At 57.6% G+C, this 25647-nt stretch carries 25 protein-coding genes; 9 read left to right on the forward strand and 16 right to left on the reverse strand.

Translation table 11 applies throughout. From position 1 onward, the window contains the following. Positions 1-7 precede the first annotated feature (7 nt). Positions 8-952, forward strand: coding sequence for a M23 family metallopeptidase (locus AAC620_RS06075; RefSeq protein WP_340243414.1), 945 nt, complete (start codon positions 8-10; stop codon positions 950-952). On the opposite strand, the gene AAC620_RS06080 is transcribed toward AAC620_RS06075, so the two are convergent. From AAC620_RS06080 to AAC620_RS06090, 3 genes are all read right to left on the reverse strand, one after another. After that, entirely contained in the window at positions 949-2442 is a 1494-nt protein-coding gene (locus AAC620_RS06080) for a peptidoglycan -binding protein (protein ID WP_340243416.1), read from the reverse strand. The genes AAC620_RS06075 and AAC620_RS06080 overlap by 4 nt on opposite strands. Continuing rightward, positions 2442-3644, reverse strand: a complete 1203-nt coding sequence (locus AAC620_RS06085) for a biopolymer transporter ExbB (protein ID WP_340243418.1) — start codon at positions 3642-3644, stop codon at positions 2442-2444. The genes AAC620_RS06080 and AAC620_RS06085 overlap by 1 nt, the downstream gene beginning before the upstream one ends. 80 nt (positions 3645-3724) lie before the next feature. Further along, on the reverse strand, positions 3725-4291 hold the full coding sequence (locus tag AAC620_RS06090) for a gamma-glutamylcyclotransferase (protein WP_340243419.1): 567 nt from the start codon (positions 4289-4291) through the stop codon (positions 3725-3727). Positions 4292-4350: 59 nt separating this feature from the next. Here AAC620_RS06090 and AAC620_RS06095 point away from each other — a divergent pair, with 59 nt between their 5' ends. Further along, on the forward strand, positions 4351-5358 hold the full coding sequence (locus tag AAC620_RS06095; protein ID WP_340243420.1) for a DUF2125 domain-containing protein: 1008 nt from the start codon (positions 4351-4353) through the stop codon (positions 5356-5358). Here AAC620_RS06095 and AAC620_RS06100 read toward each other — a convergent pair. From AAC620_RS06100 to AAC620_RS06110, 3 genes are all read right to left on the reverse strand, one after another. Continuing rightward, positions 5355-6278 carry a prephenate/arogenate dehydrogenase family protein gene (locus AAC620_RS06100; protein ID WP_340243421.1) on the reverse strand — a complete coding sequence of 308 codons (924 nt, stop codon included), beginning with the start codon at positions 6276-6278 and terminating at the stop codon, positions 5355-5357. The genes AAC620_RS06095 and AAC620_RS06100 overlap by 4 nt on opposite strands. Continuing rightward, on the reverse strand, positions 6275-7369 hold the full coding sequence (gene hisC / locus AAC620_RS06105) for a histidinol-phosphate transaminase (protein WP_340243423.1): 1095 nt from the start codon (positions 7367-7369) through the stop codon (positions 6275-6277). Before hisC ends, AAC620_RS06100 begins: the two co-directional genes overlap by 4 nt. A gap of 84 nt (positions 7370-7453) precedes the next feature. Next, positions 7454-9673 (reverse strand): primosomal protein N', encoded by a 2220-nt coding sequence (locus AAC620_RS06110; RefSeq protein WP_445322440.1) that lies wholly within the window; start codon positions 9671-9673, stop codon positions 7454-7456. A gap of 226 nt (positions 9674-9899) precedes the next feature. On the opposite strand from AAC620_RS06110, the gene AAC620_RS06115 reads away from it, so the two are divergent. Beyond that, the gene (locus AAC620_RS06115; RefSeq protein WP_445322441.1) at positions 9900-10613 is read left to right on the forward strand and encodes a DUF484 family protein; all 714 of its coding nucleotides are present in this window, start codon (positions 9900-9902) and stop codon (positions 10611-10613) included. Positions 10614-10617: 4 nt separating this feature from the next. Then, positions 10618-11544, forward strand: coding sequence for a tyrosine recombinase XerC (locus AAC620_RS06120; RefSeq protein ID WP_340243424.1), 927 nt, complete (start codon positions 10618-10620; stop codon positions 11542-11544). Here AAC620_RS06120 and AAC620_RS06125 read toward each other — a convergent pair. After that, positions 11541-12341 (reverse strand): inositol monophosphatase family protein, encoded by an 801-nt coding sequence (locus tag AAC620_RS06125; protein ID WP_317656307.1) that lies wholly within the window; start codon positions 12339-12341, stop codon positions 11541-11543. The genes AAC620_RS06120 and AAC620_RS06125 overlap by 4 nt on opposite strands. Positions 12342-12455: 114 nt before the next feature. After that, positions 12456-13328 (reverse strand): LysR family transcriptional regulator, encoded by an 873-nt coding sequence (locus AAC620_RS06130; protein WP_340243634.1) that lies wholly within the window; start codon positions 13326-13328, stop codon positions 12456-12458. Here AAC620_RS06130 and AAC620_RS06135 point away from each other — a divergent pair. From AAC620_RS06135 to argF, 4 genes are all read left to right on the forward strand, one after another. Beyond that, complete coding sequence (locus AAC620_RS06135) at positions 13260-13412, forward strand: hypothetical protein (RefSeq protein ID WP_340243638.1); 153 nt, start codon at positions 13260-13262, stop codon at positions 13410-13412. The genes AAC620_RS06130 and AAC620_RS06135 overlap by 69 nt on opposite strands. A 50-nt stretch (positions 13413-13462) precedes the next feature. Continuing rightward, positions 13463-14329, forward strand: a complete 867-nt coding sequence (metF, locus tag AAC620_RS06140) for a methylenetetrahydrofolate reductase [NAD(P)H] (RefSeq protein ID WP_340243426.1) — start codon at positions 13463-13465, stop codon at positions 14327-14329. 269 nt (positions 14330-14598) lie between these two features. After that, complete coding sequence (locus AAC620_RS06145) at positions 14599-15777, forward strand: aspartate aminotransferase family protein (RefSeq protein WP_340243428.1); 1179 nt, start codon at positions 14599-14601, stop codon at positions 15775-15777. A 27-nt stretch (positions 15778-15804) separates the two neighbouring features. Continuing rightward, positions 15805-16731 carry an ornithine carbamoyltransferase gene (gene argF / locus AAC620_RS06150; protein ID WP_317656314.1) on the forward strand — a complete coding sequence of 309 codons (927 nt, stop codon included), beginning with the start codon at positions 15805-15807 and terminating at the stop codon, positions 16729-16731. Here argF and AAC620_RS06155 read toward each other — a convergent pair. Further along, the gene (locus AAC620_RS06155) at positions 16728-17525 is read right to left on the reverse strand and encodes an ABC transporter permease (protein ID WP_340243430.1); all 798 of its coding nucleotides are present in this window, start codon (positions 17523-17525) and stop codon (positions 16728-16730) included. The genes argF and AAC620_RS06155 overlap by 4 nt on opposite strands. Before the next feature lie 265 nt (positions 17526-17790). Between AAC620_RS06155 and AAC620_RS06160 the strand changes: the two genes are divergently transcribed. Further along, positions 17791-18429, forward strand: a complete 639-nt coding sequence (locus AAC620_RS06160) for a GcrA family cell cycle regulator (RefSeq protein ID WP_340243432.1) — start codon at positions 17791-17793, stop codon at positions 18427-18429. Here the strand turns inward: AAC620_RS06160 and mnmH are convergent. From mnmH to AAC620_RS06195, 7 genes are all read right to left on the reverse strand, one after another. Then, positions 18426-19469, reverse strand: a complete 1044-nt coding sequence (gene mnmH, locus AAC620_RS06165) for a tRNA 2-selenouridine(34) synthase MnmH (protein WP_340243433.1) — start codon at positions 19467-19469, stop codon at positions 18426-18428. The two genes, AAC620_RS06160 and mnmH, sit on opposite strands and share 4 nt — an antisense overlap. Next, positions 19466-20752 (reverse strand): glycerate kinase type-2 family protein, encoded by a 1287-nt coding sequence (locus tag AAC620_RS06170; protein ID WP_340243435.1) that lies wholly within the window; start codon positions 20750-20752, stop codon positions 19466-19468. Before AAC620_RS06170 ends, mnmH begins: the two co-directional genes overlap by 4 nt. Positions 20753-20755: 3 nt before the next feature. Continuing rightward, on the reverse strand, positions 20756-21640 hold the full coding sequence (locus AAC620_RS06175; protein WP_340243437.1) for an NAD(P)-dependent oxidoreductase: 885 nt from the start codon (positions 21638-21640) through the stop codon (positions 20756-20758). A 71-nt stretch (positions 21641-21711) separates the two neighbouring features. Further along, complete coding sequence (locus AAC620_RS06180) at positions 21712-23205, reverse strand: TRAP transporter large permease (protein ID WP_340243438.1); 1494 nt, start codon at positions 23203-23205, stop codon at positions 21712-21714. Continuing rightward, positions 23198-23743, reverse strand: coding sequence for a TRAP transporter small permease (locus AAC620_RS06185; RefSeq protein WP_340243440.1), 546 nt, complete (start codon positions 23741-23743; stop codon positions 23198-23200). The genes AAC620_RS06180 and AAC620_RS06185 overlap by 8 nt, the downstream gene beginning before the upstream one ends. Before the next feature lie 27 nt (positions 23744-23770). Further along, complete coding sequence (locus AAC620_RS06190) at positions 23771-24841, reverse strand: TRAP transporter substrate-binding protein (RefSeq protein ID WP_445322442.1); 1071 nt, start codon at positions 24839-24841, stop codon at positions 23771-23773. 194 nt (positions 24842-25035) lie between these two features. Further along, the gene (locus AAC620_RS06195) at positions 25036-25389 is read right to left on the reverse strand and encodes a hypothetical protein (RefSeq protein ID WP_340243444.1); all 354 of its coding nucleotides are present in this window, start codon (positions 25387-25389) and stop codon (positions 25036-25038) included. Positions 25390-25647 lie beyond the last annotated feature (258 nt).

The following is a 25647-nucleotide window of genomic DNA, read 5'->3' on the forward strand; positions in this document are numbered from 1 at the left end:
CCCCTTTTTGAGTGGGGTCGTTTTTTTCTGCGCCTCTTTTGCAGGTAATGCCACCCCGCTGAGCCTCAGCTTTCCTGTCGACTGCCGATTGGGTGAGACCTGTTTCATTCAACAATATGTCGACCATGATCCAAGCATAGCGGCGCGCGATTACACCTGCGGCCCCCAAAGCTATGACGGGCATCAAGGCACTGATTTCCGCCTTCCTGATCTGGCAGCCCTAACGCGCAATGTCGCCGTTCTGGCCGCGGCGGATGGTATTGTGCAGGCCACGCGAGATGGGGTTCTCGATCAAGGCATCGCCGCCATGCCCGAGGGGCAGGATTGCGGAAACGGTGTTGTGATTGACCACGGCGATGGATGGCAAAGCCAATATTGCCACCTTGCCCAAGGCAGCATCGCTGTAACCCAAGGGCAAAATGTTCAGGCAGGCGCGCGGCTTGGGGTGATCGGGCTGTCAGGGCGCACCGAATTCCCGCATCTGCATTTCACCTTGCGCCACAATGGCACGGTGATTGATCCTTTCAATCAAAGTGCTGAAGGGCATTGCGGCCTCGACACGGCCCAACTCTGGCACCCTGCCCTGCCCGCGCCGACCGCAGATGTCATGGCAGCAGGTTTTTCCGATGCCCTGCCCGATTATGATGCAATTCGCGCGGGGCGCGCGCATCTGCCCATGGCCACCCGCACCGCAAGCGCCTTGGTGGTCTGGGGCTTTGCCCATAGTGGGCAAATCGGCGATCGTATGGAGTTTGAAATCACAGGGCCGAACGGGGCGCTTCTGCACGAAAACAGTGTCACATTAGAGCGCGCCCAAGCGCAGTTTTTTCGCGCCTCTGGCCGCCGCGCGCCAAACGGGGGATGGGGCGCGGGACGATATATCGGGGAAATCCGACTGATCCGCGAAGGTGAACTTATCTCAATCCGTCAAACAGAAATCGAGCTGCGCTAACGCTCGGTCAATTTAAGTTCTATCCTGCGGTTTTGCGCCCGCACTGCGGCGCTATCCCCTTCGGCTACGGGGTGGAATTCACCAAACCCTGTGGCGGCCAATCGCTCGGACGGAATGCCCAATTCCTCGCTCATGTAAAGAACCACGGACAAGGCGCGCGCCTGCGACAATTCCCAGTTGCTCGAAAATTCCGCATTGGCTGATAGGGGGACATTATCGGTATGGCCATCAACACGAATGATCCAATCGATGGTATCGGGAATTTCATCGGAAACCTGCAACAGCAATTCTGCCACATTGGCAATTTGTGCGCGCCCCTCAGGGCTCAGATCAGCGCGGGCGCTGTCAAACAAGACCTCAGACGAAAACACGAAACGGTCGCCCACGATCCGTACGCCATCACGCCCCTCAAGCACCTCTCTCAGGCGACCAAAGAAATCGGATCTGTAGCGTTCCAAACGCTGCGCTTCTGCGGCTTCGAGATCAGCACGCGCGCGCTGCTCGGCCGCCACTTGCGCCAGAGCCGTGTTCAATCGCGTTCCTAGCGCGTCAATTTGGACTTGTGCCGCCTCATCGCGCGCCTCGGATTCGTCCAATGTAGTTTCAAGCGCGGCGAGCTGCGCGCGCAGGGCTGCAAGCTGCTCATTTAGCACAACCACACGCCGCTGCGCTTCGGTCGATTGCGCCTGCGCCGTGGCAAGCTCGGCATTGGCGACCGCTAAAAGGGCCTCTCGCTCAGCCAGTTGGGATTGCAAATCTTCAACGGCGGGTAGGTTTTCTTGCGCCGCCCGCGCGGCAGCCAAGAGGGTCAGCGTTTCCTCGGCCCTTGCGCGCTCCTCCTCCAATGCGAGGGTGAGCGCGGTCAATTCTGCGTCAGAATTGGCCAATCTCTCGCGTAGGGCTTCGGCTGCTGCAGCATCCGCCATGCGTTCGGCTTCTTCTTCAGACAGTTGGGTTTGCAGATCGCTGTTCTCACGGCGCAAATCTGCCAACAATGCCTCAAGCGCCTCGCGCCGCGCTGCTGCTAGGCGCGCGGCCTCAGCGGCGCTGTCAATCTCGCTGCGCGCTTGCGCAAGCGCAAGGTTCAACGCCTCCTCGCGGGAGAGTGTTTCTGCAAGTTCAGCGCGCGTGCTATCCACTTGAGCGCGCAAATCAGCCTGGCGCGCCAAGAGACTGGCCACCTGCTCCTCAAAGGAGGCGATGCTTGCCTGTGCCTCGGATAACTGGCCGCCCAATGTGGCAAGGCGGGTTTCCAGATCGCTGGAGCGGGCCTGTTCCAACCCAAGCGCATCGCTGAGCGCATTCAATTCTGCATTGAGCGCATCGAGCTCATTATCCTTTGTAGCAATCTGATCGCTTAGAACGAATTGCACCACCATGAAAATGGTCAGCACAAAAATCATCACCATCAGCAATGCGGTGATGGCATCCACAAAACCCGGCCAAATCGCGGCAGAAAACCGATTGCCTGTTCTGCGGTGAAACGCCATCAGGCTTGCCCTTCCCCGTTTTCATCCGCCTCGGTCACACGCCGAATAGCAGCGGTCAGTGCAGCCATCTCACGGCGCAACGCGCGCACTTCGCCATCGCCTTCAGACGATTGGTTTACCCGCGCGGCCATTTGTTCAAAAATTTGCACAAGCTGCAGGTCAATCGACCGCATCCGCGCGCGGGCTTCATCGTCAAATCCGCCCAGAGTGCCCAGAATTTCCAATCGCTCGACCAGTTGTTCTTGCGCATGGGCCTGACGCGCCGCGATATCTTGCGATTGCGGGGTCATCCGTTCAGCCAAGGCCACAACCGCACCTGTCATCTCTACCATCCGCGCTTCAACTTCGGCCTGTCGGGCGTTGGATTGCGTGAACATCGCCTGCAAGCTGTCGATCTGGTCAACCATGTGATCCAAGACTGTGGCCACGGCCGCACGATCCACACCACCGCCGTCCCCATCAGCATCTGACGAGGAAAAACTCATCCGCGTGATGGAGGACAGCCATTCCTCCATTTCACGGTAAAATCGGTTCTGGCCATGTCCCGCGAAAAGTTCCAAAAGCCCCACAACCAAAGAGCCCGCGAGCCCCAAAAGCGAGGAGGCGAAGGCCGTGCCCATACCCCCCAACTGGCTTTCAAGCCCCGTCATCAACCGCGCGAAAACCGCAAGCCCGTCTTCATCGGCACTGGGCTGTAGACCGCGAATTGTATCTACAACTGCAGGCACTGTTGTGGCCAATCCAAAAAACGTGCCCAAGAGCCCGAGGAAAATCAGCAAATTCGCCAAATAGCGGGTGATGTCGCGGCTTTCTTCCATCCGCGCACCTACCGAATCCAATACCGAACGGGTCGTCATGGTCGACAGCTGCATCCGTGCACCGCGCCCTTGCAAAGCGGCGGCTAAAGGCGCCAAAAGTTCGGGACGCCGTTGATCTGTCAAACCTTGCTGCGCCGCGCCTTCGATCCAGCGCACCGAAGAAAATAACTGCAGCACTTGCCAGAAACAGGCCATCACGCCGACCAAGAACACCACGCCTATGGTGCCATTGAGATAGGGGTTAGAGAGGAAAACAGGCAGCACCATAGGATAAACCACTGCGCCCCCTGCCGCGACCAAGCCGCATATGATCATCATCAGGAAAATCTGGCGGGTGGGGCGTGTGAAACTAGACTGCGCCCCGCTTCTGTTGCTGCCGCTCATCAAAAACTCTCCTGCCCCGTGGCCTCGCTTGGGCCCAACCTACCGCCCTTCCATGGCTCTGCCAACAGGGGGGCGCAAGATCACGATGGTTTTATCTCTGCTTTTATCTCGGCAACGCGTGATTGAAGCCACGATAATTCGGCATCAGGAACGCCGATTTGGTGCAAATGCTCGGCTGTGTTGATCAGATATTCATCGTTTGGCCCCCGCCCGCCCACAGCGCGTGCGATAATCTGGGCTTGGGCCTCAAGGTCAAGGTTGCCGCGATATTGGCAATGGTCAGGGTCAATGACAAAAGTCAGCACATTCTCAAGCGTCCCACCCGCTGACAGATGCACCGTTTGGCGCGTCTCAAGATAGGCAGAGCTGACCAACTCACGCTCGCGCAAATATTCCAAGGTTGCGCTTTCATGACCATCAGTCACGCGAAACGCTACCCCATCACAATGGGCATTTTCGGCCTGATCCAAGGCCAAAACCAACCCTGGTGCCTCGGGCGTGCCGCGGTGGTGAATAGAGGACATGCAAAACGACCGCCGCCATCCAATCAGCCGCGCATGCGCGGTCTGCGCCACAGGAAAGCCCGGGTTCCAGATTAGGCTGCCATAGCCAAAGACCCAAAGAGGTTCAAACTGTGCCTCAGACATGAGATGCCGCCTCGCTTTGGCGCTTGGCAGTCCTGACGCGCAGCGTTAAGGAATGGCGCATGAAAAAGGTTCTTATCATCATCGCGGCCCTTTGCCTGTTGGCCAGTGGGGTTTGGTTTGGGCTTGCCGCAGCAAGCAAATCGACCCTCGCAGCATGGTTCGAAGCACGCCAAGCCGATGGGTGGCTTGTCTCACATGATCCGATTGAGGTGAAGGGCTTTCCCCTCAGCCTGAATGCCACAATCCCGAATTTGGAACTGGCTGACCCTGAAACAGGGTGGCTTTGGTCAGGCCCAGCAATCTTGATTGATCAGGCCTTGCTGTCTGCAGGGGACATATCCGTTACATGGCCAAGCGCCCATGTTTTTGCCACGCCCGAAGCACGTTTCGATATCGCCTCGGCGCAGTTTCAGTCCAATTTACAGCTTGAACCAACCCGCAATCTGGCAGTGTCAGGGGCGGCGACCCAGTTGCGCGATCTCACCCTTCAACGCGCGAATGACGCTGCTTGGCAGGCCAGTTTAGACGCGGCCACGATCACATTCACCCGATTGCAGAATGAGGATCAAACCTATGATCTGAACGCCGCAATCGAGGGGTTATCTCTCCCCCAAGGCCTGCGCGCGCGGCTTGATCCTGCGGGGGTCATGCCTACGATTTTCGAGCAATCCAGCCTTGATGCCACTTTGACCTTTGATCGCCCGTGGGATTTGGATGCGCTTGAAAAGGCCCGCCCGCAATTTACGGCCATCCAAATTGACGAAGCCTCTGCCATCTGGGGGGATATGGTTTTGCGCGCTTCGGGTGCGGTCACAGTGGATGCACAAGGCATAGCTGAGGGTGATCTGGCGCTCAGGGCAGAAAACTGGCGCGCGATGTTAGATATGGCCTTGCGCGCTCGGGTCATCTCGCAAGACCTGTATCAAATGCTAGATGGCGGGCTTGGGCTTTTTGCGCAGCTCTCGGGCCAGCCCGAAAACCTAGATATCATCTTACGCTTTAGCGGGGGTGCGGTCTTTGCAGGGCCGATCCCCATTGGCCCCGCACCACGCTTGATCCTGCGTTAATCTTTCTTGCGCGCGATCCGCCCAAAATCAGGCGCATCTGTATCCTGCCCCGCCTCAATAATGCCGCGCCGAATGGCGCGGGTGCGGGTGAAATAGGCGTGCAGATGATCCCCATCGCCCCGCCGAATAGCGCGCTGCAAGGCGAATAATTCTTCGGTAAAGCGCCCCAAAATCTCTAGGGTGGCATCTTTGTTGGACAAGAAAACATCCCGCCACATGGTCGGATCAGAGGCTGCAATGCGGGTGAAATCACGGAAACCCGCCGCAGAATATTTGATCACTTCGCTATCTGTCACGCGGCGCAAATCATCAGCGACACCGACCATCGTGTAGGCGATCAAATGCGGTGTATGGCTGGTGACGGCAAGAACCAGATCGTGATGATCTGCGTCCATCTCCTCAACCTTGGCACCGCACCCTTGCCATAGGGCGCGCAATCGCGCCACCGCATCAGGGTTGCTGTCTGCCTCTGGGGTGAGGAGGACGTAGCGATTATCAAACAACTCGGCAAAGCCCGAACGGGGGCCAGAATGTTCGGTGCCTGCAAGCGGGTGCGCAGGGATGAATTCCACCCCTTGTGGCAAATGCGGGGCGACCGCATCGATCACCGCGCGCTTCACCGATCCCACATCGGAGATTGTGGCACCTGTGGCCAAATGCGGGGCCATTTCACGCGCTACGGCCTCCATCGCGCCAACAGGCACGCAAAGAACCACCAAATCCGCACCCGCGACCGCGCTTGCCAGATCATCCGCGATATGATCACAAAGCCCAATTTCGCGCGCGACATCCCGCGTCTGGGGCGAGCGGGCATAGCCCACCACCTCGCCTGCAAGACCCGCGCGGCGCATCGCAAGCGACATTGAGCCTGCAATCAGCCCCAGACCGATGAGGGCAACACGGGTGTAAAGCTGGCTCATTTCGCCCCCCTAAAGGCGCGCATTGCCGCCAGAACATGAACATTATCCTCGGGCCGCCCGATGGTGATCCGCAGCCCGTGCGGAATTTTATAAGACTTTGGCGCCCGCACGATAATGCCGCGCGATTTGAAAAACGCATCAGCCGCGTCAGCGGTCGCCTCATCCTCGAAACGGGCCAAGATGAAGTTCGCTTCACTGTCCGACACTTTGATCCCTAAATCACGCAAGCCTCGCGTCAGGGTATCGCGTTCGGCATTGTTGATGCGCACCGAATTTTGGGCAAAGTCTTGGTCTGCAATCGCCGCTTCTGCCCCTGCAAGCGCAAGGGTTGAGAGGTTAAAGGGCTGACGCAAACGCGTTAAAATTTCAATCAACCCTTTCGCGCCATAGCCCCACCCCACCCGCAGGCCCCCAAGCCCATAAAGCTTGGAAAAGGTGCGGGTCATCACAACATTGTCGCGCTCTGTTGCGAGGCTTGCACCGCCATCATACCCATCAACAAACTCTGCATAGGCCGCATCAATCACCAACAAACAATTTGGCGGGATAGCATCGGCCAAACGCGTCAATTCCTCATGGCTAAGAAAAGTGCCTGTTGGGTTTGCAGGGTTAGCAATAAACACCAATCGGGTGCGCGGCGTTATCCCTGCGATCACGGCATCAATATCGACACGAAAATCCGCCTCGGGAACCTCAACGGGTGTGGCGCCAACCATCAGCGCACAGATGCGATACATGGCAAATCCATGCTCGGTGAACAGAACCTCATCCCCCTGCCCCGCAAAAGCATGGCACAGAAATTGGATGACCTCATCCGAACCAACGCCACAGATAATGCGATCAGGGTCAAGCCCGTGCAGCGCGCCTATGGCTTCGCGCAAGGCCGTGTGACCCGTGTCAGGGTAGCGGTGCATATCCGCCGCTGCCGCCTCAATCGCCGCGCGGGCCTTGGGGCTTGGCCCGAACGGATTTTCGTTTGACGAAAGTTTAATCGGGTTTTGATGCCCCTGAAGCGCACTCAATCCGCCCTGATAAAGGGCAATCTGCATGATCCCTGCCTTGGGGTCAGGATATGTGCCGCGCGCGCTCATGGATGCGATCCTTCTTGTCAAATCACCCTCGCCTTCTAACGGGGCTTGCGCGCCAAGGGAAGTTCCCGCGCAAAAATTGCCAGATCAATAGAAACTTTGCGGATCAATATCGACCGAGAGACGCAGCTTGTTCGAATATTTCAATCCGTTCAGCCAATGCGCAAGCGCCGCTTGAATGGGCGCGCCTTTTGGGGCCTTGACCAAAAGGCGCACACGATGCCGCCCCCGCACCCGTGCGACAGGCGCAGGGGCAGGGCCAAAAACCTGCGCCTCAATCTGGCGCAGCGCGCCATCATGGCGGGCCAGATGATTGCCCAGATCAAAACATTCGGCCAAATCGGGGCTTGAGATCACGATCCCCGCAAGCCTGCCATAGGGTGGCATCGCGGCCGCTTCGCGCATCGCGGCCTCAGCACGCCAGAACCCCTCATCATCATTGGCCAGAATGGCGGTGATCACGGGGTGCTCGGGCTGATAGGTCTGCATCACGGCGACCCCTGCTTTTTCAGCGCGCCCTGCGCGGCCTGCAACTTGGCGCATCAACTGAAAACTGCGCTCAGCCGCGCGCAGGTCAGAGCCGTGCAACCCAAGATCAGCATCCACCACCCCAACCAAGGTGAGGTTCGGGAAATTATGCCCCTTGGCCACCAATTGCGTGCCGATGATAATATCGCATCCGCCTTCGGCAATCTCAGCAATCTGCGCTTTCAGCGCGCGGGCGGAGCCAAACAAATCCGATGATAAAATCGCCACGCGCGCCTGTGGAAACAGGGCTTGCGCCTCTTCGGCAATGCGTTCGACCCCAGGCCCTAAGGCCGTCAACTTCCCCTCAACGCCACAGGCGGGGCAGGTTTCGGGAATATCTTTCGTCTCGCCGCATTGATGGCACATCAGCCGCTTTAGAAAGCGGTGTTCAACCATGCGGGCATCACAATGATCACAGGCGATTTGCACGCCGCAAGCACGGCATAGGGTGATCGGCGCAAAGCCACGGCGATTGAGGAACAGCAAGCTTTGCTCACCGGCCGAAATACGCGCCGCCACCTCATGCGCCAAACTCGGTGAAATCCATTGCCCCGAGGGCACATCCTCAAGGCGCATATCAATCGCACTCATCTGTGGCAATTCAGACGCGCCAAACCGCGCGGGCAGATCAAAGCGTTCATATTTGCCCGCCTCCGCATTCGCCCATGTCTCAAGCGAAGGGGTCGCCGATGCCAAGATCACCTGCGCGCCTGCAACGGAGCCGCGCAGAACAGCCATATCGCGGGCATTGTAGAACACGCCGTCTTCCTGCTTGTAGGAGGCATCATGTTCTTCATCGACCACGATCAAACCCAAATCGCGGAACGGCAAGAACAGGCTAGAGCGCGCGCCCACCACCAATTGCGCCCCCCCTTCGCCCACCATTTTCCAGACGCGCCGCCGTTCGGCCATGGTAATCCCTGAATGCCATTCGGCAGGGCGCGCACCAAACCGCGCTTCAACCCGCGTCAGGAATTCGGCAGAAAGGGCAATCTCAGGCAAAAGGACAAGCGCCTGTTGGCCTTTCGCCAAAGCTTCCGCAACCGCCTCAAGATAGACTTCGGTTTTGCCTGACCCCGTGACCCCCTTGAGTAAACTGGCCCCAAAGCCGCCTGCCGCAATTTTGTGGCGCAAGCGGCGCGAGATATCGGCCTGATCGGGGCTGAGGGTCTTGCCCTCAAGGTGATGATCCAAAGCGGGGAAAGGCGCATCGCGGGGGGCCTCGACTTGCGCCAATGCGCCTTGTTCGACCAATCCTTTGATGACCGCGCTGCTGACCCCTGCCGCCTGCGCCAATTCGGTTTGCGACAGCGCGGCGCCGCCATATTCGTCAATCACATCCATGACACGGGCCCGCGCATCCGTCATCCGTGCTGGCATGGTCGCCCCCCGCGTATAGAGCCTGCGCGCTTGAGGCGAAGCCCCCAAGGCAGGCGCACGCGTGGCCAAACGCAGCATCGCTGATAAGGGCGTAAAGGTGTATTGCGCAGCGCGCTCTAGAAATTGGCGCATTTCAGGGCGCATTGGGGCCACATCCACCACATTCGCGATTTTACGAATTTTTGCAGGGTCATAGCCCCCCTGCCCCCGGCCCCAAACCACGCCAATCACGCGCCGCGGCCCAAGCGGCACTTCGACAAAGGCACCAATCCCACAGCCCCCCTCTGGCGCGCGATAATCCAGCACGCGATCCAGCGGTTCAGCGGTCAGCACACCAACAAGCGCCCCTTCAGTGAAATAATCAGCTTCCATCGCGTTGGCGTTCATTCTCTTTTGCATTCAAGGTCGAGCGGGATATATGCAAAGAACCACGCAAGCGCCGCGATGAAAAGCACCAAAACCAAGCCCCCACCGCCCCATAATTTGCAGAAGCGAAAAAACAGGGCAGAAATCGGAAAAGCTTTGGTGTAAGGTGACGGCGTAGCGAGTAAACAACACGGCACCAGACCGTGGCACAAATGAGATGCCCCCCAAAAGGCGGGGCGCGCAGAATGAGGCAAGGACAGTGACACAGAAAGCAGAAATGCTCGGCGATTGGCGTGAGCGCGTTCTCAAAGACCCCGAACTCATCCTAGAGGATCGCGACCTAATGCGCGTTCTGATCTCGGCCAATGATCGGCTGATGGGCGGTAATGTGGTCGATATGCGCGGCATTGCAATGGAGCGATTGGAAAGCCGCCTTGAACGCCTAGAGGACACGCATCGCTCTGTGATCGCGGCGGCCTATGAAAATCTGACGGGCACCAATCAAATTCACCGCGCCGTTTTGCGTGTGTTAGAGGCCGAGAATTTCGAAGATTTTTTGAAAATTACAGCCGCAGACCTGCCTGAAATCCTGCGCGTTGATCGCGCGAAACTGGTTCTCGAAAGTCATGAGGCCGAAGAACGTGACCCCGATGACCTGAGCGGTCTTGATGAGGTTCTCTCCATCGTGCCCGCTGGTTTTGTTGATGCCTATCTCACAGGCGGGCGCGATGTGCCCTCGCGTCAGGTTACATTGCGCGGCGCAAGCCCCCATGCCGAACAGGTTTTTGGCACGGCCGCAGAATGGATCAAATCCGAAGGTCTTGTGCGCCTGGATATGGGGCCAGATCGGCTGCCTGGGATGTTGGCTTTTGCCGCAGAAGACCCGCATCAATTCCGCCCAAGCCAAGGGACTGACCTCTTGGCGTTTTTTGCAGGCGTCTATGAGCGCGTGATGGATACCTATTTGGGCTAAACCCATGCTGATTGCCCCCGCCACCCGTGATCTTTTCGAGCGATGGATCACCCATTTGCGCGGGGTGGAGGGGCGTGCGGAGGCCACGATCGAGGCCTATGGGCGGGATCTGCGTGATTTTCTTGAATTTCACGCCCGCCATGACCCAGATAACCGCGGCCCAAACGCCCTAAAATCGGTCAGCTTGCGCGATATGCGGGCCTATATGGCCGCGATGCGCGCGCGCGGTGTATCAGCCCGATCTTTGGCGCGCGCCTTGTCATCGGTGCGCAGTTTTTACAATTGGTGGTCAGACCACGATGGCTTTGATGCAAGCGTGGTGCTCTCTATGCGCGCGCCCCGCTATCAACGCAGCCTGCCGCGCCCTCTGAGCGAAGGGGACGCACGCCACCTGCTTGACCAAGTGTCGAGCGAAGATCACCGCCCATGGGTGCAGGCCCGAGATTTGGCGCTTGTCACCCTGCTTTATGGGTGCGGTTTGCGCCGTGGTGAGGCTTTGGCCCTCACAGGGGCGACCCTCCCCTTGGGCGATGTCTTACGGGTGCGCGGCAAGGGCAATAAGGAACGCGAATTGCCCGTTTTGCCCGCTGCACGCAACGCATTGGCGCGCTATGCCGACCTGTGCCCTTATGAATTGACCGCCGATGCGCCACTTTTTCGCGGCATTCGCGGCGGCGCGCTAAACCCGCGCATCATTGCACTGATTGTCGAGAAAGCACGGATGCAGCTTGGCCTGCCCCCAAGCGCGACACCGCACGCGCTGCGACACAGTTTTGCGACCCATCTGCTAAATGCAGGGGGCGATTTGCGCGCCATTCAAGAATTGCTTGGCCATGCAAGCCTATCGACAACCCAAGCCTACACTGCGATTGACACGAAAAGATTGGTTGAGATTTACGAAACCGCCCATCCCAAAGCGCGCGCGGTTTAGCTGTCCTCGCGGCTGCGGATGATTTTCGCAAAAGCCTCGAAAATCGGCTCAGCCGCGGCAATCAGGTGGCCATCCACCATCATATCCTGCCCTTCGCGGATCGGCTCAACAAAGCCGCCCGCTTCGCGCACGATCAACAGACCTGCGGCAAAATCCCATGGCTTTAGGTGGTAATCCCAAAAGCCCTCATACCGCCCCGCCGCCACATAGGCGAGATCAAGCGAACCTGCACCCAAGCGGCGAACCCCCGCGCAAACAGGCAAAAGCTGCCCCATATCGCGCAAGACAGCGGGCAGATATTTCTGCGTGCCGAAAGGAACGCCCATTGCAAAGATTGATTCAATCAAACGATTGCGGGCCGAGACGCGCAAGCGTTGGCTGTCATTGAGCCAAGCACCCGCACCTTTTTCGGCAAAAAACAATTCATCGCGGCTTGGATCATATACCACCGCAGAGACGACCTCGCCCTTATGCTCAAGCGCAATGGACACGGCCCAATGGGGCAGACCATGCAAATAGTTTGTCGTGCCATCAAGCGGGTCAACAATCCAACGGCGGGTTGGGTCAGTGCCTGCAATCTCGCCACCTTCTTCTCCCAAGAAGCCATAATTGGGGCGTGCGCCCATCAATTCCTCGCGCAGAATTTCCTCCGCGGCCCGATCCGCACGGCTTACGAAATCGCCCGGCCCTTTTGAAGAAACTTGAAGGTTCTCAACCTCACGGAAATCTTTCAACAAGCTGCGCCCCGCTTTACGGGCAGCTTTGATCATGACGTTGAGATTTGCAGAACCTTGCATCGCGGTATTCCTTTCGGGGGGCGTTTCGCCCAAGCAACAGGCGCGCCCTATAGCCCGCGCGGGGCCAAGTGCCAAGGGTGCAGGGGCGCGATTTCTTCAAAATCTGCGCGCGCCCTAACCACGGCGCTGTAATTTTGGTGGCTCAGTGCGCGCAAGGCGCAGCACATTGGCCATAAAGGGCTTGGCCGTATCTTCGGCACGCGTGGCCCCATAAAGGCGTTTGGTCACCCCGCTTTGTGTCAGGCGTTTCGAGACAATAGAGGCGTTTTGCAACGCCTGCCCCCGCACAACCCAATCGGGCAAAACCGCCACCCCGCGCATAGAGGCCACCAAAAGCACGATCACGGCAGACAGCTCGACCCGCCGAATTGCTTTTGGCTCGATCCCTGCGGGCATCAAAACTTCGGTAAATACATCTAGCCGCGCGCGATCTACGGGGTATGTGATCAAGGTTTCCTGCGCGAAATCCTCGGCGTTGATGAAATCCTTTTGTGCGAGCGGATGATCCTTAGAGCAGATAAAAACGGGCTCGTAATCAAAGAGCGGGGTAAAATCGACCCCATCCAAATCTTCTGGATCAGAGGAGACAACCAAATCCACCTCCTCGCGCAGAAGGGCGGGCAGGGCCTCGAATTGCAAACCGGGGCGAATATCGACATCAACCTCTGGCCATGCGGTGCGGAAGGCCTCAAGCACGGGCAAAAGCCAGTCAAAACAGGCGTGGCATTCAATGGCGATATGCAACCGCCCCGCTTTGCCAGACCGAAGGCCTGAAAACTCATCTTCCAAGGCCTCGATACGTGGCAAAACCTCTTCAGCCAAACGCAATAGCTTCATCCCCGCCGCAGAAAGCCGCATGGGTTTGGAGCGGCGCACAAACAGTTCCAACCCCGCTTGATCCTCAAGCCCCTTGATCTGATGGCTCAAGGCACTTTGCGTGATGTGCAACTGATCCGCCGCTTTGGCGAGGCCACCGCATTCATGGATCGCTTTGATCGTCCGCAGGTGACGGAACTCGATATGCATATCAACCTCATGTTGATGATGAATTTTATGAATTTGCTTCACTGAACATCTCTATGCGACAAGATCTCAAGCAATTCAAGGATTTCAGAATCACCATGTCCACACCGCGCATTTCATTCGAGTTCTTCCCACCTCAGTCGATTGAGGCCTCCTTCCGCCTGTGGGACACATTGGGCAAGTTGGCCCCGCTCTCGCCCGAGTTTGTCTCCGTGACCTATGGCGCAGGCGGCACAACGCGGGACTTGACCCATGATGCTGTGAAAACAATCCACGCTAATTATGGCGTTGCGGTTGCGGCGCATCTGACTTGTGTCAACGCGACCCGCGAAGAAACTTTGGCCATTGCGGACAGCTATGCTGAGGCGGGCGTGACCGAGATCGTGGCATTGCGCGGCGACCCACCGAAAGGTGCGGGCAAATTCACCCCCCATCCTGAGGGATTTGCAAGTTCGGTCGAATTGGTTGAGGCCTTGGCCAAAACGGGCAAATTCCACCTACGTGTGGGCGCCTATCCTGACCCGCATCCAGAGGCAGAAAACCTAGATGCCTGTGTCGAGTTCCTGAAGCGCAAGGTTGATGCAGGTGCGAATTCCGCAATCACACAGTTTTTCTTTGAAGCTGATACGTTTTTCCGCTTCCGCGATGCTTGTGCGGATGCAGGGATCACTGCACCGATTATTCCTGGAATTTTGCCTGTCAACAATTGGACACGCGTGCGCCGATTTGCATCGGCCTGCGGCGCGCATATCCCCGCTTGGGTGGATGAGGCCTATGAAAAGGCGATCCGCGATGACCGTGAAACGCTGCTGTCGACCGCCCTGTGCACCGAACTTTGCACCGATTTGATCGAAGGCGGCGTTGAGGATTTGCATTTCTACACGCTCAACACGCCTGAATTGACGCGCGATATTTGCGCCGCCCTTGGCGTGACCCCGAAACAAGCCTTGGCACAAGTTGCGTAAAGTATAAAAACGGCGCCCTCAGATGGGCGCCGTTTTTTCTCTGGCCTGTTGGCAGAAAACACTTTATGCCGCAGCACATGACAACAAAACCGCATCCTATCGCGCAAAAGCGCCGCCGACGCTAAGGCCTTGGCCCTCCCCGCCGCTTCTGGTGTGGGATTTGGTGCATTTTTTGTCCCGCTGCCCTTGCGCAGCAGCATTTTCCTCTGTTCAATCCCGACTTTCACAAAACCGCTGATGACGCGGTCAACCACAAGGATTTCCGAGCGATGACTTCCTCGATTCTTCCAACCTATAACCGCACCCCGCTTTCCTTCGTGAAGGGTGAAGGCGCTTGGCTGGTCGAGGCAGATGGTCGCCGATTTTTGGACATGACGGCGGGCATTGCGGTCAACGCGCTTGGTCATGCCCATCCCAAATTGGTGCAGGCGCTCAGCGACCAAGCACACAAACTGTGGCACGTCTCCAATCTCTACACGATCCCTGAACAGGAGCGGCTTGGTGATCTGTTGACCGAACATACATTCGCAGATCGGGTCTTTTTCACCAATTCAGGCACCGAGAGCGCCGAATTGGCGATCAAGATGGCACGCAAATATCATGCTGAAAAAGGCGCGGCGCATCGTGTCGAGATTGTCGCCTTTGAGGGCGCGTTTCACGGCCGTTCAACGGGTGCAATTGCGGCGGCAGGGTCTGAGAAGATGGTCAAGGGCTTTGGCCCGTTAATGCCAAATTTCACGCATTTGAAATGGGGCGACCACGCCGCGCTTGAAGCGGCCATCACAGATCAAACCTGCGCCGTCATCATCGAGCCCATCCAAGGCGAAGGCGGGATTCGTCCCGTGCCTGAGCAATGCCTAAAAGGTCTGCGTGATCTGTGCGACAAGACAGGCACGCTGCTGATCTTTGATGAGGTGCAATGTGGCATGGGCCGCACGGGGCGGCTGTTCGCCCATGAATGGGCAGGCGTGACCCCTGACATTATGATGGTCGCCAAGGGCATTGGCGGCGGCTTTCCACTGGGTGCGGTTCTCGCCACCGAAGACGCGGGCAGCGGCATGGTTGCAGGCAGCCACGGGTCAACCTATGGCGGCAATCCTTTGGCCTGTGCGGTTGGCACCGCCGTTATGGAGGCCATGCTAGAAGATGGATTTTTTGATCATGTCTCGCGGGTCAGCGGTGTGTTGCGTCAGGGCTTGGAGGGTTTGATCGCACAATTCCCCAACCATCTAGAGGAGGTGCGCGGCAAGGGTCTGATGCTCGGTCTGAAGTGCAAAATCAGCAACCTTGACCTTGTGCGCGCCGCGCAAACGCAATTGATGCTCAGCGTGCCTGCTGCGGATAATGTGGTGCGCCTGCTGCCCCCCCTCACCTTGACCGAAAACGAAGCGCAAGAGGCTGTGTCTCGCCTGTCACATGCGCTTGAAACCCTTGACGCAGGCGCGTGATCGCTGCCGCGAATGAAAGAAAAAACAATGAACCATTTTCTCGATATCCATAAAACAACGCCAAGCGATTTACGGGCCATGATTGATCAGGCAGCCGCGATGAAACAAGCACGGGCAGGCCGGCCCAAAGGGGCAGCCGATGACACGCAGCCGCTTGCGGGGCATATGGTGGCGCTGATCTTTGAAAAGCCCTCGACCCGCACCCGCGTCTCGTTCGATGTGGGCGTGCGCCAGATGGGCGGTCAATCCATGGTGCTTTCTGGCAGCGAAATGCAGCTTGGCCATGGCGAAACCATTGCAGATACGGCGCGGGTGTTGTCTCGCTATGTTGATCTGATCATGATCCGCACCTTCGAGGAAGATGTGCTGTTGGAATTGGCAGAGAATGCCACCGTGCCTGTCATCAACGGGCTGACCAATCGCACCCACCCCTGCCAGATCATGGCCGACATCCTGACCTATGAGGAACATCGCGGGCCGATTGCAGGCAAAAAAGTGGTCTGGTCGGGAGACGGGAACAATGTCTGCGCCTCAATGATCCATGCCGCAGGGCAGTTTGGGTTTGACCTGACCTTCACTGGCCCCGAAACCCTTGATCCTGAGCGCGTCTTCATCGAAGAAGCCCGCGCCAAAGGTTCGAAAATCGAAATTGTGCGCGATCCTGCGCGTGCCGTGGAGGGGGCAGATTTGGTTGTAACAGATACATGGGTGTCGATGCATGACAGCCAAACCACCAAGGAACGCCGCCACAACCAATTGCGCCCCTATCAGATCAATGCCGCGCTGATGGCACAGGCCAAGGAAGATGCGTTATTCATGCATTGCCTGCCCGCGCATCGCGGCGAAGAAGTCACCAATGAGGTGATGGATGGCCCACAATCCGTGATCTTTGACGAGGCCGAAAACCGCCTGCACGCTCAAAAAGCCGTGATGCGGTGGTGTCTTGGTCTTTAACTTTTGAGGCGATAGCCTGAACGGAACATCGCCCAAGCCACAAAGGCAATGGCAATTGTGGCGCCACCTGCGACAGCGAGCCCCAAAACGGGGCTGCTGTCCGACACCCCCAAGACTGAATAGCGCAAACCATCAATCAGGTAGAAAACTGGGTTAACGTGGCTCACCACATAAAGCCAATTGGGCAGCCCCTCGATCGAATAGAACGTGCCTGAAAGAAAGCTCAGCGGGGTCACAATGAAATTTGTGATCGCGGCAATTTGGTCGAATTTCTGCGCGATGATCCCCGCGACAACGCCGACAAGACCCAAAAACCCCGCGCCAAGGATCACAAAGACAAGCGCCCAAAGGGGATGCGCAACCCCAAGCCCGATGAAGGGAAAAATCACCACCATCGTGCAAAGCGCCACCAAAATCCCGCGCGAGATACCGCCCGCCATATACCCCACAACCAATTCAAGCGGACTCAAGGGCGGCATCAATGTATCAACGATATTGCCCTGCACCTTTGAAATGACGAGGGAGGAGGACGTGTTGGCAAAGGCGTTCTGGATGACTGTCATCATCAATATCCCCGGCGCAATGAAATGCACAAACGGCACCCCCATCACATCCCCGCGCTTTGCACCAATGGCAAGTGAGAAAATCGCAATGAATAAGGCGGCCGTGACCAATGGCGCGAGAATTGTTTGGCTCCATACCGTGGCAAAGCGCATCACCTCGCGCCAGATCAAAGTATAAAGACCCAACCAATTCATCCGACCAAATCGGCGCGCGCCCATCTCTGCTGACATTGCCTGCTCTCCGCCCTTTATCAATGCCCCAACAGGTAGAGCAGCCCCTGCCGCATCTCAACCCCCCATGCTTTGACAAGGTCAGCCCCCACCTTGACCTTTCGCCACCGCTTCGCCTCTTGTCTTGGCGAGTGGGACAGTTAGAATAGGGCTTCACTTTCGGGTGTAAAACGCCCATATCCCTATCTTTATGACTGGCGCGATTGCGCTGTGTAAGGATGGGCCGCAAGGGCCACAAAGCCATATCTGATGCAGGAGGGACGTGATGTCCTGGACCGATGAGCGCGTAGAGCTACTCAAGAAAATGTGGGCCGAAGGGCAATCCGCAAGCCAAATCGCTAAAGAGTTGGGCGGGGTGACGCGCAATGCCGTCATCGGCAAAGTGCATCGCTTGGGTTTGTCGAACCGCTCGACCACCACCCCTGCAAGCACGGCCAAAGCGCCCAAAGAGACGAAGGCCCCTGCCGAGCCAAACGCCGCAACGGCGCGCGCCAATGCAAAGCGCGACACAGCCGCTGAGGCGAAACCAAGCCCTAAGCCGCGCCCCGCGGCAGAAGCCAAGCCCGCGACAGAAGCCCCTGCCACAGCCCCTGTGCCACGCGCGAATAATGTCACGCCTTTGCGCAAGCCGATTGTTCCCGCAGGTCAACCATTGCCGCCGCAGCCTTCGGCAAATGAAATCAGCCCCGAGGCCTTGGCTAAGGTGAAAGAAGTGGAAAACCACGCCAAGCGGATCAGCCTGATGGAATTGACCGAGCGCACCTGCAAATGGCCCATTGGCGACCCCGCCACAGAGAATTTTTATTTCTGCGGCCTGCCTGTGCAACAGGGTAAACCCTATTGCGAGGCCCATGTTGGCGTTGCCTTCCAACCCATGAGCACCAGGCGCGACCGCCGCCGTTAAAGCGCGGCTGCGATCTCATCCACGATTTGGGCTATCTCTGCTGGGCCAAGGCTGCCTTTTGTGATGCGCATCATCTGCGACCCCTCTGCCTCTGTGCTGCGCAAGCGCGCATAGGCAGGGTCATAATGATGCTTGATCAACTCAAGCGCCAAATCAGGCCACGCCCCTTGGCGGATCATATCTTGCCACTGATCAAGGCGTTCGTTGCTTTGCAGCCCGCGCAAATGCTCAAGTCGCGCGGCAAATTCCGCCTGATCTGCGGTTAAATCTGCATAGGCTTTGGCCAGATAGGTGGCGCGGGCAGCAGCGCTGATATCTAGCATGATACGCGGGCTGTCGCGCATCGCGACCCACAGCATGGGCGGTATGCGCAATATGCCGATGCGCGCAGACTCTGCCTCAACCAGAACGGGGCGGGACGGGTCAAAGCGACCCAGTTTTGCGGCAATCGCAGATTCATATGCTTTTTGGCTCGGCTGCACCCCTGCCATTTGACCCAAGCTCGAACCGCGGTGGCGCGCCATGCCTTCAAGATCCAGAACCTGCACTCCGCGCGCATCAAGGCGGTTCAAGATTTCCGTCTTGGCGCTGCCCGTATTGCCGTCAAGGCGAATGATCCGCAGCCCCAAAGGCTGTTCGTAAAGCCGTGCCACGATCAATCTGCGATAGGCGCGATAGCCGCCCTCAACCACTTCTGCCCGCCATCCGATTTGGCGCAATATGGTTGCGAAAGAATTGGATCTCTGCCCCCCACGCCAACAATAAACCAAGGGACGCCATGCGCCGTCATGATGGGACAGTTGGGTTTCAATGTGATGCGCCGCGTTCCGCGCAACTAAGGCCGCCCCGATCTTGCGCGCGGCAAAGGGGCTGTCTTGTTTGTAAACCGTGCCAACCCGCGCGCGCTCCTCATCGGACAGCACGGGGCAACTGATGGCATTGGGCATATGATCTTCTGCAAATTCAGATGGGCTGCGCACATCCAAAATCGCGTCAAAATCGGAAAGGGCCGTAAAATTCAGACCATCAAGGGCAATCATGGCGCAGCATCCGCAGGGATCAGGATGGCCCGAAAATCATTCACGTTGGTATGGGTTGGGCCAGTGGTGACAACACCATCTGCCATCTCAAAAAACTGCAATGCATCATGGGCAGCAAGAAAGGCGCGTTTATCGAGTTCTGCGCCTTGGCAGGCCACGCGCGGCGACCAGATCGCACCCGCATTGGTACCTGCCCCATCTATCCCATCCGTATCACAGGCCAAAGCATAAACCCCTTCGGGCGCATGCGTGGCAAAGGACAAAAGAAACTCGGAATTGCGGCCACCCCGCCCGGGCTTCGTCTGCCCAATGGTGACAGTGGTTTCACCGCCCGACAAGAGCAACACAGGCGCCGAAAATGGTGCGCCGTGACGCAAGATGGATTGCGTGATCCCTGCCATGGCTTGGCCCAAATCGCGCGCTTCCCCCTCCAAAGCGTCACCCAAGATCACCACGCTCAGATCAGGCCAAAGCGCCTTCGCGCGAGCCTGCGCGGCGCGTAACGCCGCCATGGGCGTTGCAATCATATGGGTCTGTGCGGCCCCGAATACAGGGTGATCCGCGGACGGCGTGCCATGCCCTGAAGTGAGGCGCGCCGATACGCTTGGCGGCAGATCAAGGGCGTAGCGCCCCACGATGGCGCGCGCCTCATCTATGGTTGATGGGTCAGGGACAGTCGGCCCCGATGCAATAATCGCGGGGTCATCGCCTGGCACATCCGAGATCAAGAGGGTCACCACCTGCGCGGGATGCGCCGCCACAGCCAGATGGCCGCCTTTGATCGCAGAGAGGTGCTTTCGCAAAATATTCATTTGCGAAATGGACGCGCCCGAGCGCAAAAGCGCGCGATGCACCGCTTGCTTATCAGCGAGACTAACCCCTTGGGCGGGGGCGGCCAACAGCGCCGATCCCCCACCAGAAATGAGAAACAGCGCAAGATCATCCGCGCCTAAGCCTTGCGCCAGTTCAAGCAAACGCACGGCCGTGGCTTCGCTGGCCGCATCAGGCACGGGATGGGCGGTTTCCACCACCTCGATCCCCTGCAAAGGCAGGCTTGCGCCATGGGGCACGGCAATAAGCCCCTCGCATGGCCCCCATGCGGCCTCAACCGCCTGCGCCATACGCGCTGTGGCCTTACCCGCCCCCATAACCACCACGCGGCCCTTTGGGCGTTGAGGCAAATAGGGAGCAAGAATTGCGCGCGGATCAACGGCGGCAATCGCCGCGTCAAAGATATCCCGCAAAAACCCCTCAAGATCTGTGGGGGCCGCCGACTGTTCCATGCGTTAGATATCCATATCATGCAATTTGCGGAAGCGTTGGATCAGGCTAGACGTATCCCAACGTCCGCCCCCCGAAGCCTGCACATCGCCGTAATATTGATCCACCATGGCAGTCACAGGCAGTGAAATGCCCAATTCCTTGGCCTGCCCCAAGGCAATGGCGAGGTCTTTGCGCATCCAATCCACCGCAAACCCGTGATTGAACTTATTGTCCACCATTGTCTCGGCGCGATTGGCCAATTGCCATGACCCACCCGCCCCTTGCGACACAAGGGCTGCCACTTTTTTCGCATCAAGACCTGCCTGCATCGCGAAGAACAGCCCTTCAGAAACGGCTTGAATGGCGCCCGCGATACAGACTTGATTGATCATTTTGGTGATTTGGCCATTGCCCAATTCCCCAAAATGGACTGTAGCCTTAGAATAGGCGGCAACGATGCTTTCTGCACGGGCGAAATCGGCTTCCGCGCCACCGCACATGATGGCAAGTTGTCCATTTTCTGCGCCTGCCTGCCCCCCTGAGACGGGGGCATCAACCCAACCCACACCAGATGCGGCTGCGGTTGCGCCAAGCTCACGCGTGACAATCGCGGAAACTGTCGTGTGATCGACGTAAAGCGCGCCCTTGGCCATACCCGCCAAAGCGCCCTCATCCCCTAGCACAACGGCGCGCAAATCATCGTCATTGCCCACGCAAGACAAAACCACATCTGCGCCCTCGGCGGCAGCGCGCGGGGTGGTGGCGAAGCCGCCCCCATACTCTGCCGCCCATTTCTCTGCCTTGGCGGTGGTGCGGTTATAGACTGTAACCTGGTGACCCGCTTTTTGCAGATGGCCCGCCATCGGATAGCCCATCACGCCCAAGCCCAAAAATGCAAGTTTTGCCATTGCCGTCTCTCTCCCTGCCGAAGTTTTTCAGATTTCTGCTATCCTAGCCCGCAGCGCGGCACGAGCAAGGCTTAGATCAGCCAGATCAAAGTGATCGCAGGAAAGGCCACCAATAAGGCCACGCGCAACAGATCACTGGTGACAAAATAAAGAACCGCCCGATAGGTGGCCGAGACAGGCGTATCGCGATCCATTGCGGAAATCACAAAGAGGTTCATCCCAACGGGTGGCGTAATCAACCCTGTTTCCACCACAATCAGCACAAGGATGCCGAACCAAATAGCCACCAATTCGGCCTCCATCCGCGCGACACGCGCCTCTGTCAAATTGATCCCCAATGCCCGCGCCGTTTCTTGGGCAAGGGGGAGGCCTGCCTCTAAGGCGGCCCGCGCCTCAGCCAATTGATCCGCTGCAAAGCCAGAGAGATCACCGCGCAGAACCTCGGCCACAGCCTCAAGCTGCAGCGAAGTGAAATCCAATAGCCCAAAATCAAGGGATAAGATGACAGGGAAAAAAATCGGTATCGTGAGAAGGATCATCGACAAGCTGTCCATGACGCAGCCAAACAGCAGGTAAAGGCACAAGATCAGCAAGAGGATCACATAGGGGTTCCATCCCAGCCCCCCAACCCATTCGGCCAAGCCTTGCGGCACTTGGGTGAGGGCAAGAAACCCATTGAAATAGGCTGCGCCTAGAATGATGAAGAATATCATCGCGGTCGAACTTGCCGTTTGCAGCAGACTTTGCGCGAGGGTTTCGCGCGTCAACCCGCCCTGCGCCCAAGCCACACCACCCGCCCCAAGCGCGCCGATTGCAGCGCCCTCGGTGGGGGTGAAAATGCCCCCATAAATGCCGCCCACCACCACCAAAAACACCGCCAACACAGGCCAAGTTGCGCGCAAAGCCCGCGCGCGCATCGCCCAAGGGGCACGCGGGCTCAGCCTGCCTTCCTGAGGGTGGCGGCGCATATAAATCGCGATGGCCGCCATATACCCAAGGGCCGCCAAAACCCCAGGGATCAGGGCGGCGGCGAAAAGCTTAGCGATATTTTGTTCCGTCAGAATCGCGTAGATCACCAAAACGATGGAGGGCGGGATCAAGATGCCCAAGGTGCCCCCTGCCGCCAATGTGGCGGTGGCAAGCCCCCCCGAATAGCCCTTGGCGCGCAGTTCGGGCAAGGCGACCCGCCCCATCGTGGCCGCTGTGGCCAGAGAGGAGCCGCAAATGGCCCCAAAGCCCGCACAGGCCCCAATCGCAGCCATCGCCACCCCGCCCCGCCGATGCCCTAAGAAAGAGGCCGCCGCATCAAAAAGCGCACGGCTCATTCCACCCAAAGTGGCGAAATGGCCCATCAATAGAAACATCGGGATGATGGAGAGCGCATAATTTGAGAATGTCGTGTAGCTTTCACTGCGCAGCCGCCCTAAGGCCAAACTGGCGTCCCCCTGCACGGCACACAGGCCCAAAAGGCCAACCCCAAACATCGCCAACCCAATCGGGATGCGCAGAAAAATCAGCGCAAGCAAGGTCGGAAAAGACAGGATGCCAATCCAAAGATCACTCATCTTGCGACCCTTGCCCAAATTGGTGCATCGCCAGATAGAGCGCGACTATGGCCGCCACCCAAGCCGCAATGACAGCCGCCGCTTGCGGCATCCATACGGGAATGGCGAGGATGAACGAGGTCTGACCTGATTGATATTTTGACCATGTTCCCAATGACAACATAGCCGCCATGACCGCAAATGCCGTGGCAAATCCCCATGCGCTCAAGTGATTACTTCCCCTTTTTACGCTGCGGGGCAGATAGGGGGTCAATAGGTCAACCCGTGCATGCGCGCGCTGCAAGGACGCAAGGGGCATAAAGGCGAAAATGACAAACCCTAGTGCCGCTTCGACCAATTCAAAATCACCACGAATAGCCCCAAGGCCCAGGTCAATCAGCGCTTGTGCGAAAGGCAGACTATCACGCAGGCCATGAGCAAGGTCGCTAGAGGCGCGCCCTAAAACGGACAGGCCCACCATCACAATCACAGCGCATAAAACAATGCCCCCCGCGAGGGCCATTCCAATCGCCACGCGATGAAAGAACCTGTCCAACATGGGGCGCATATCCCCTTCCACTTGGGCTTAGGGGTTTGCGGCCTCATATTCGGCCATCAAGGCGCGCGCCTCATCAATCAGAGCCGCGCCATCACGCCCCTGCGCCGCCATATCGGCCACCCATGCCTCGTATACAGGCGCGGCAAGATCGCGCCATTGGGCTGCATCCGCCTCTGGGATCGTGATGATTTCATTTCCCAAATCCACGGCAATCTCGCGCGCAGGCGCATCTGCAGCTTGTTGTGTGCGTCCTGCAAAAACGGAGAACTCTAGCCCTGAATTTGCGTCAATGACCGCCTTCAGATCATCGGGCAGCCCCGCGTAAACATCCTTATTCATCGCCATAACAAAGGTCAGGTTATAGACAGCAGGCCCTTCGAATTCGGTGTGATAAGAGATCAGCTCAGCCACGCGCACAGAGGATGTAACCTCCCACGGGAAGGTCGCACCATCAATCACGCCGCGCGAAAGAGCCTCGGGAACAGCGGGGGCAGGCATACCAACTGGTTCGGCCCCCAATTGCTCTAGCAGTTGGTTCACAAGTCGCGAGCCACCACGGATTTTCATCCCCTCAAGGTCACTGGGCACCGAAATGGGCGCATTGGCATGGAACACGCCCGGGCCATGCACCCAAGTCCCCAAAACATGGTAATCGGCGAATTCACCTTGCGCCATGTGCCGCTCGAACATCGTCCAATAGGCGTATGAGGCCGCTGCCGCATCTGCTACCATGAAGGGCAGCTCAAAAACCTCAGTGGTGGGGAAGCGGCCGGGCGTATAGCCCACCGCAGTCCAAACAATATCCGCCACACCATCGCGGAGTTGGTCAATCAATTCAGCCGGCGTGCCACCAAGTTGCATAGATGGATAGCGTTCAATCTCAATCCGACCGCCAGAGGCCGCTTCGACATTATCGGCCCAGACATCCAAAATCTGCGCAGGCACAACGGATTGTGCGGGCAAGAATTGGTGAAGTCGTAACGTCACCTCTTGCGCATGAGACATAGAGGGGAGCGCAGCAAAGCCAACGGCCGCCGCTATCAAGCTGCGCCGTGTCAACCCAGTGAGTTTATTTGAAAGTCCTGAAAAAGAGGTCATCACCAACCATCCCCCAAAATGATAGCCCAAGGTTCATATCCGCAAGATAGGCGCGGCCAATTGCGTTTGCTATCACGCTGATAAACCCTGCCATGGGGCATGTGAAACACCTATTTCACCAATCTGCGCCCTCAATGCTGCGACACTGCGCCTACCAAAGGCGACTTGCGGCGTAGTTCAGGGCGCGTTTTGGCTTAGGCTTGCTCTTTCATCAAGCGAGTGCGCAGCGCAAAGTAGTTCTCGACCTCTGCCTTCAGGCTGTTGGACAAGGTCAGGGTTTTGCGGCTTTTCTTGGCGCCAAATTGCACCTCCAAAGCGCCATTCGAAATTTGCGCGCGCAGGAAATTGGACAGCGTCAATCGGGTCACACTGCCCGTTTTGCACATGTCGATATAGTCGTTGATGCCATAGGTTTCATCGCCATCTAGGACATAGATATTGCACAGCAATTCCCAATGCGCTGGCGAACGCATAAAACCTTTCAAAACTGGAAATCGGCTTGTTTCGGCCAATAGATTAAGATCGACCAGCGCCATCTGCTTTGACATCAAACTACCCTCACCAACTAACATACGAAACCAAAACGCCGCCCCAAACTCCTAAATGGGCAGCGCTGCTTAAGACGAGCCTATAAAATTAATACCTATCATAAAAGATCAAAATGATAATTTTTTTGATTTGCCTAATTTCCGCTTTTAACCATCAAAACGAAAACGGCGTATGGGGCGACTTTCCCACCCCATACGCCGTCACGCGCCCCGTCTTTTTCGTTCGATGTCACGGCAGAACCCCGACAGGGTTATGGC

Origin of the sequence: Roseobacter sp. HKCCA2468 (assembly GCF_037805105.1) — a bacterium.
Classification (GTDB): domain Bacteria; phylum Pseudomonadota; class Alphaproteobacteria; order Rhodobacterales; family Rhodobacteraceae; genus M30B80.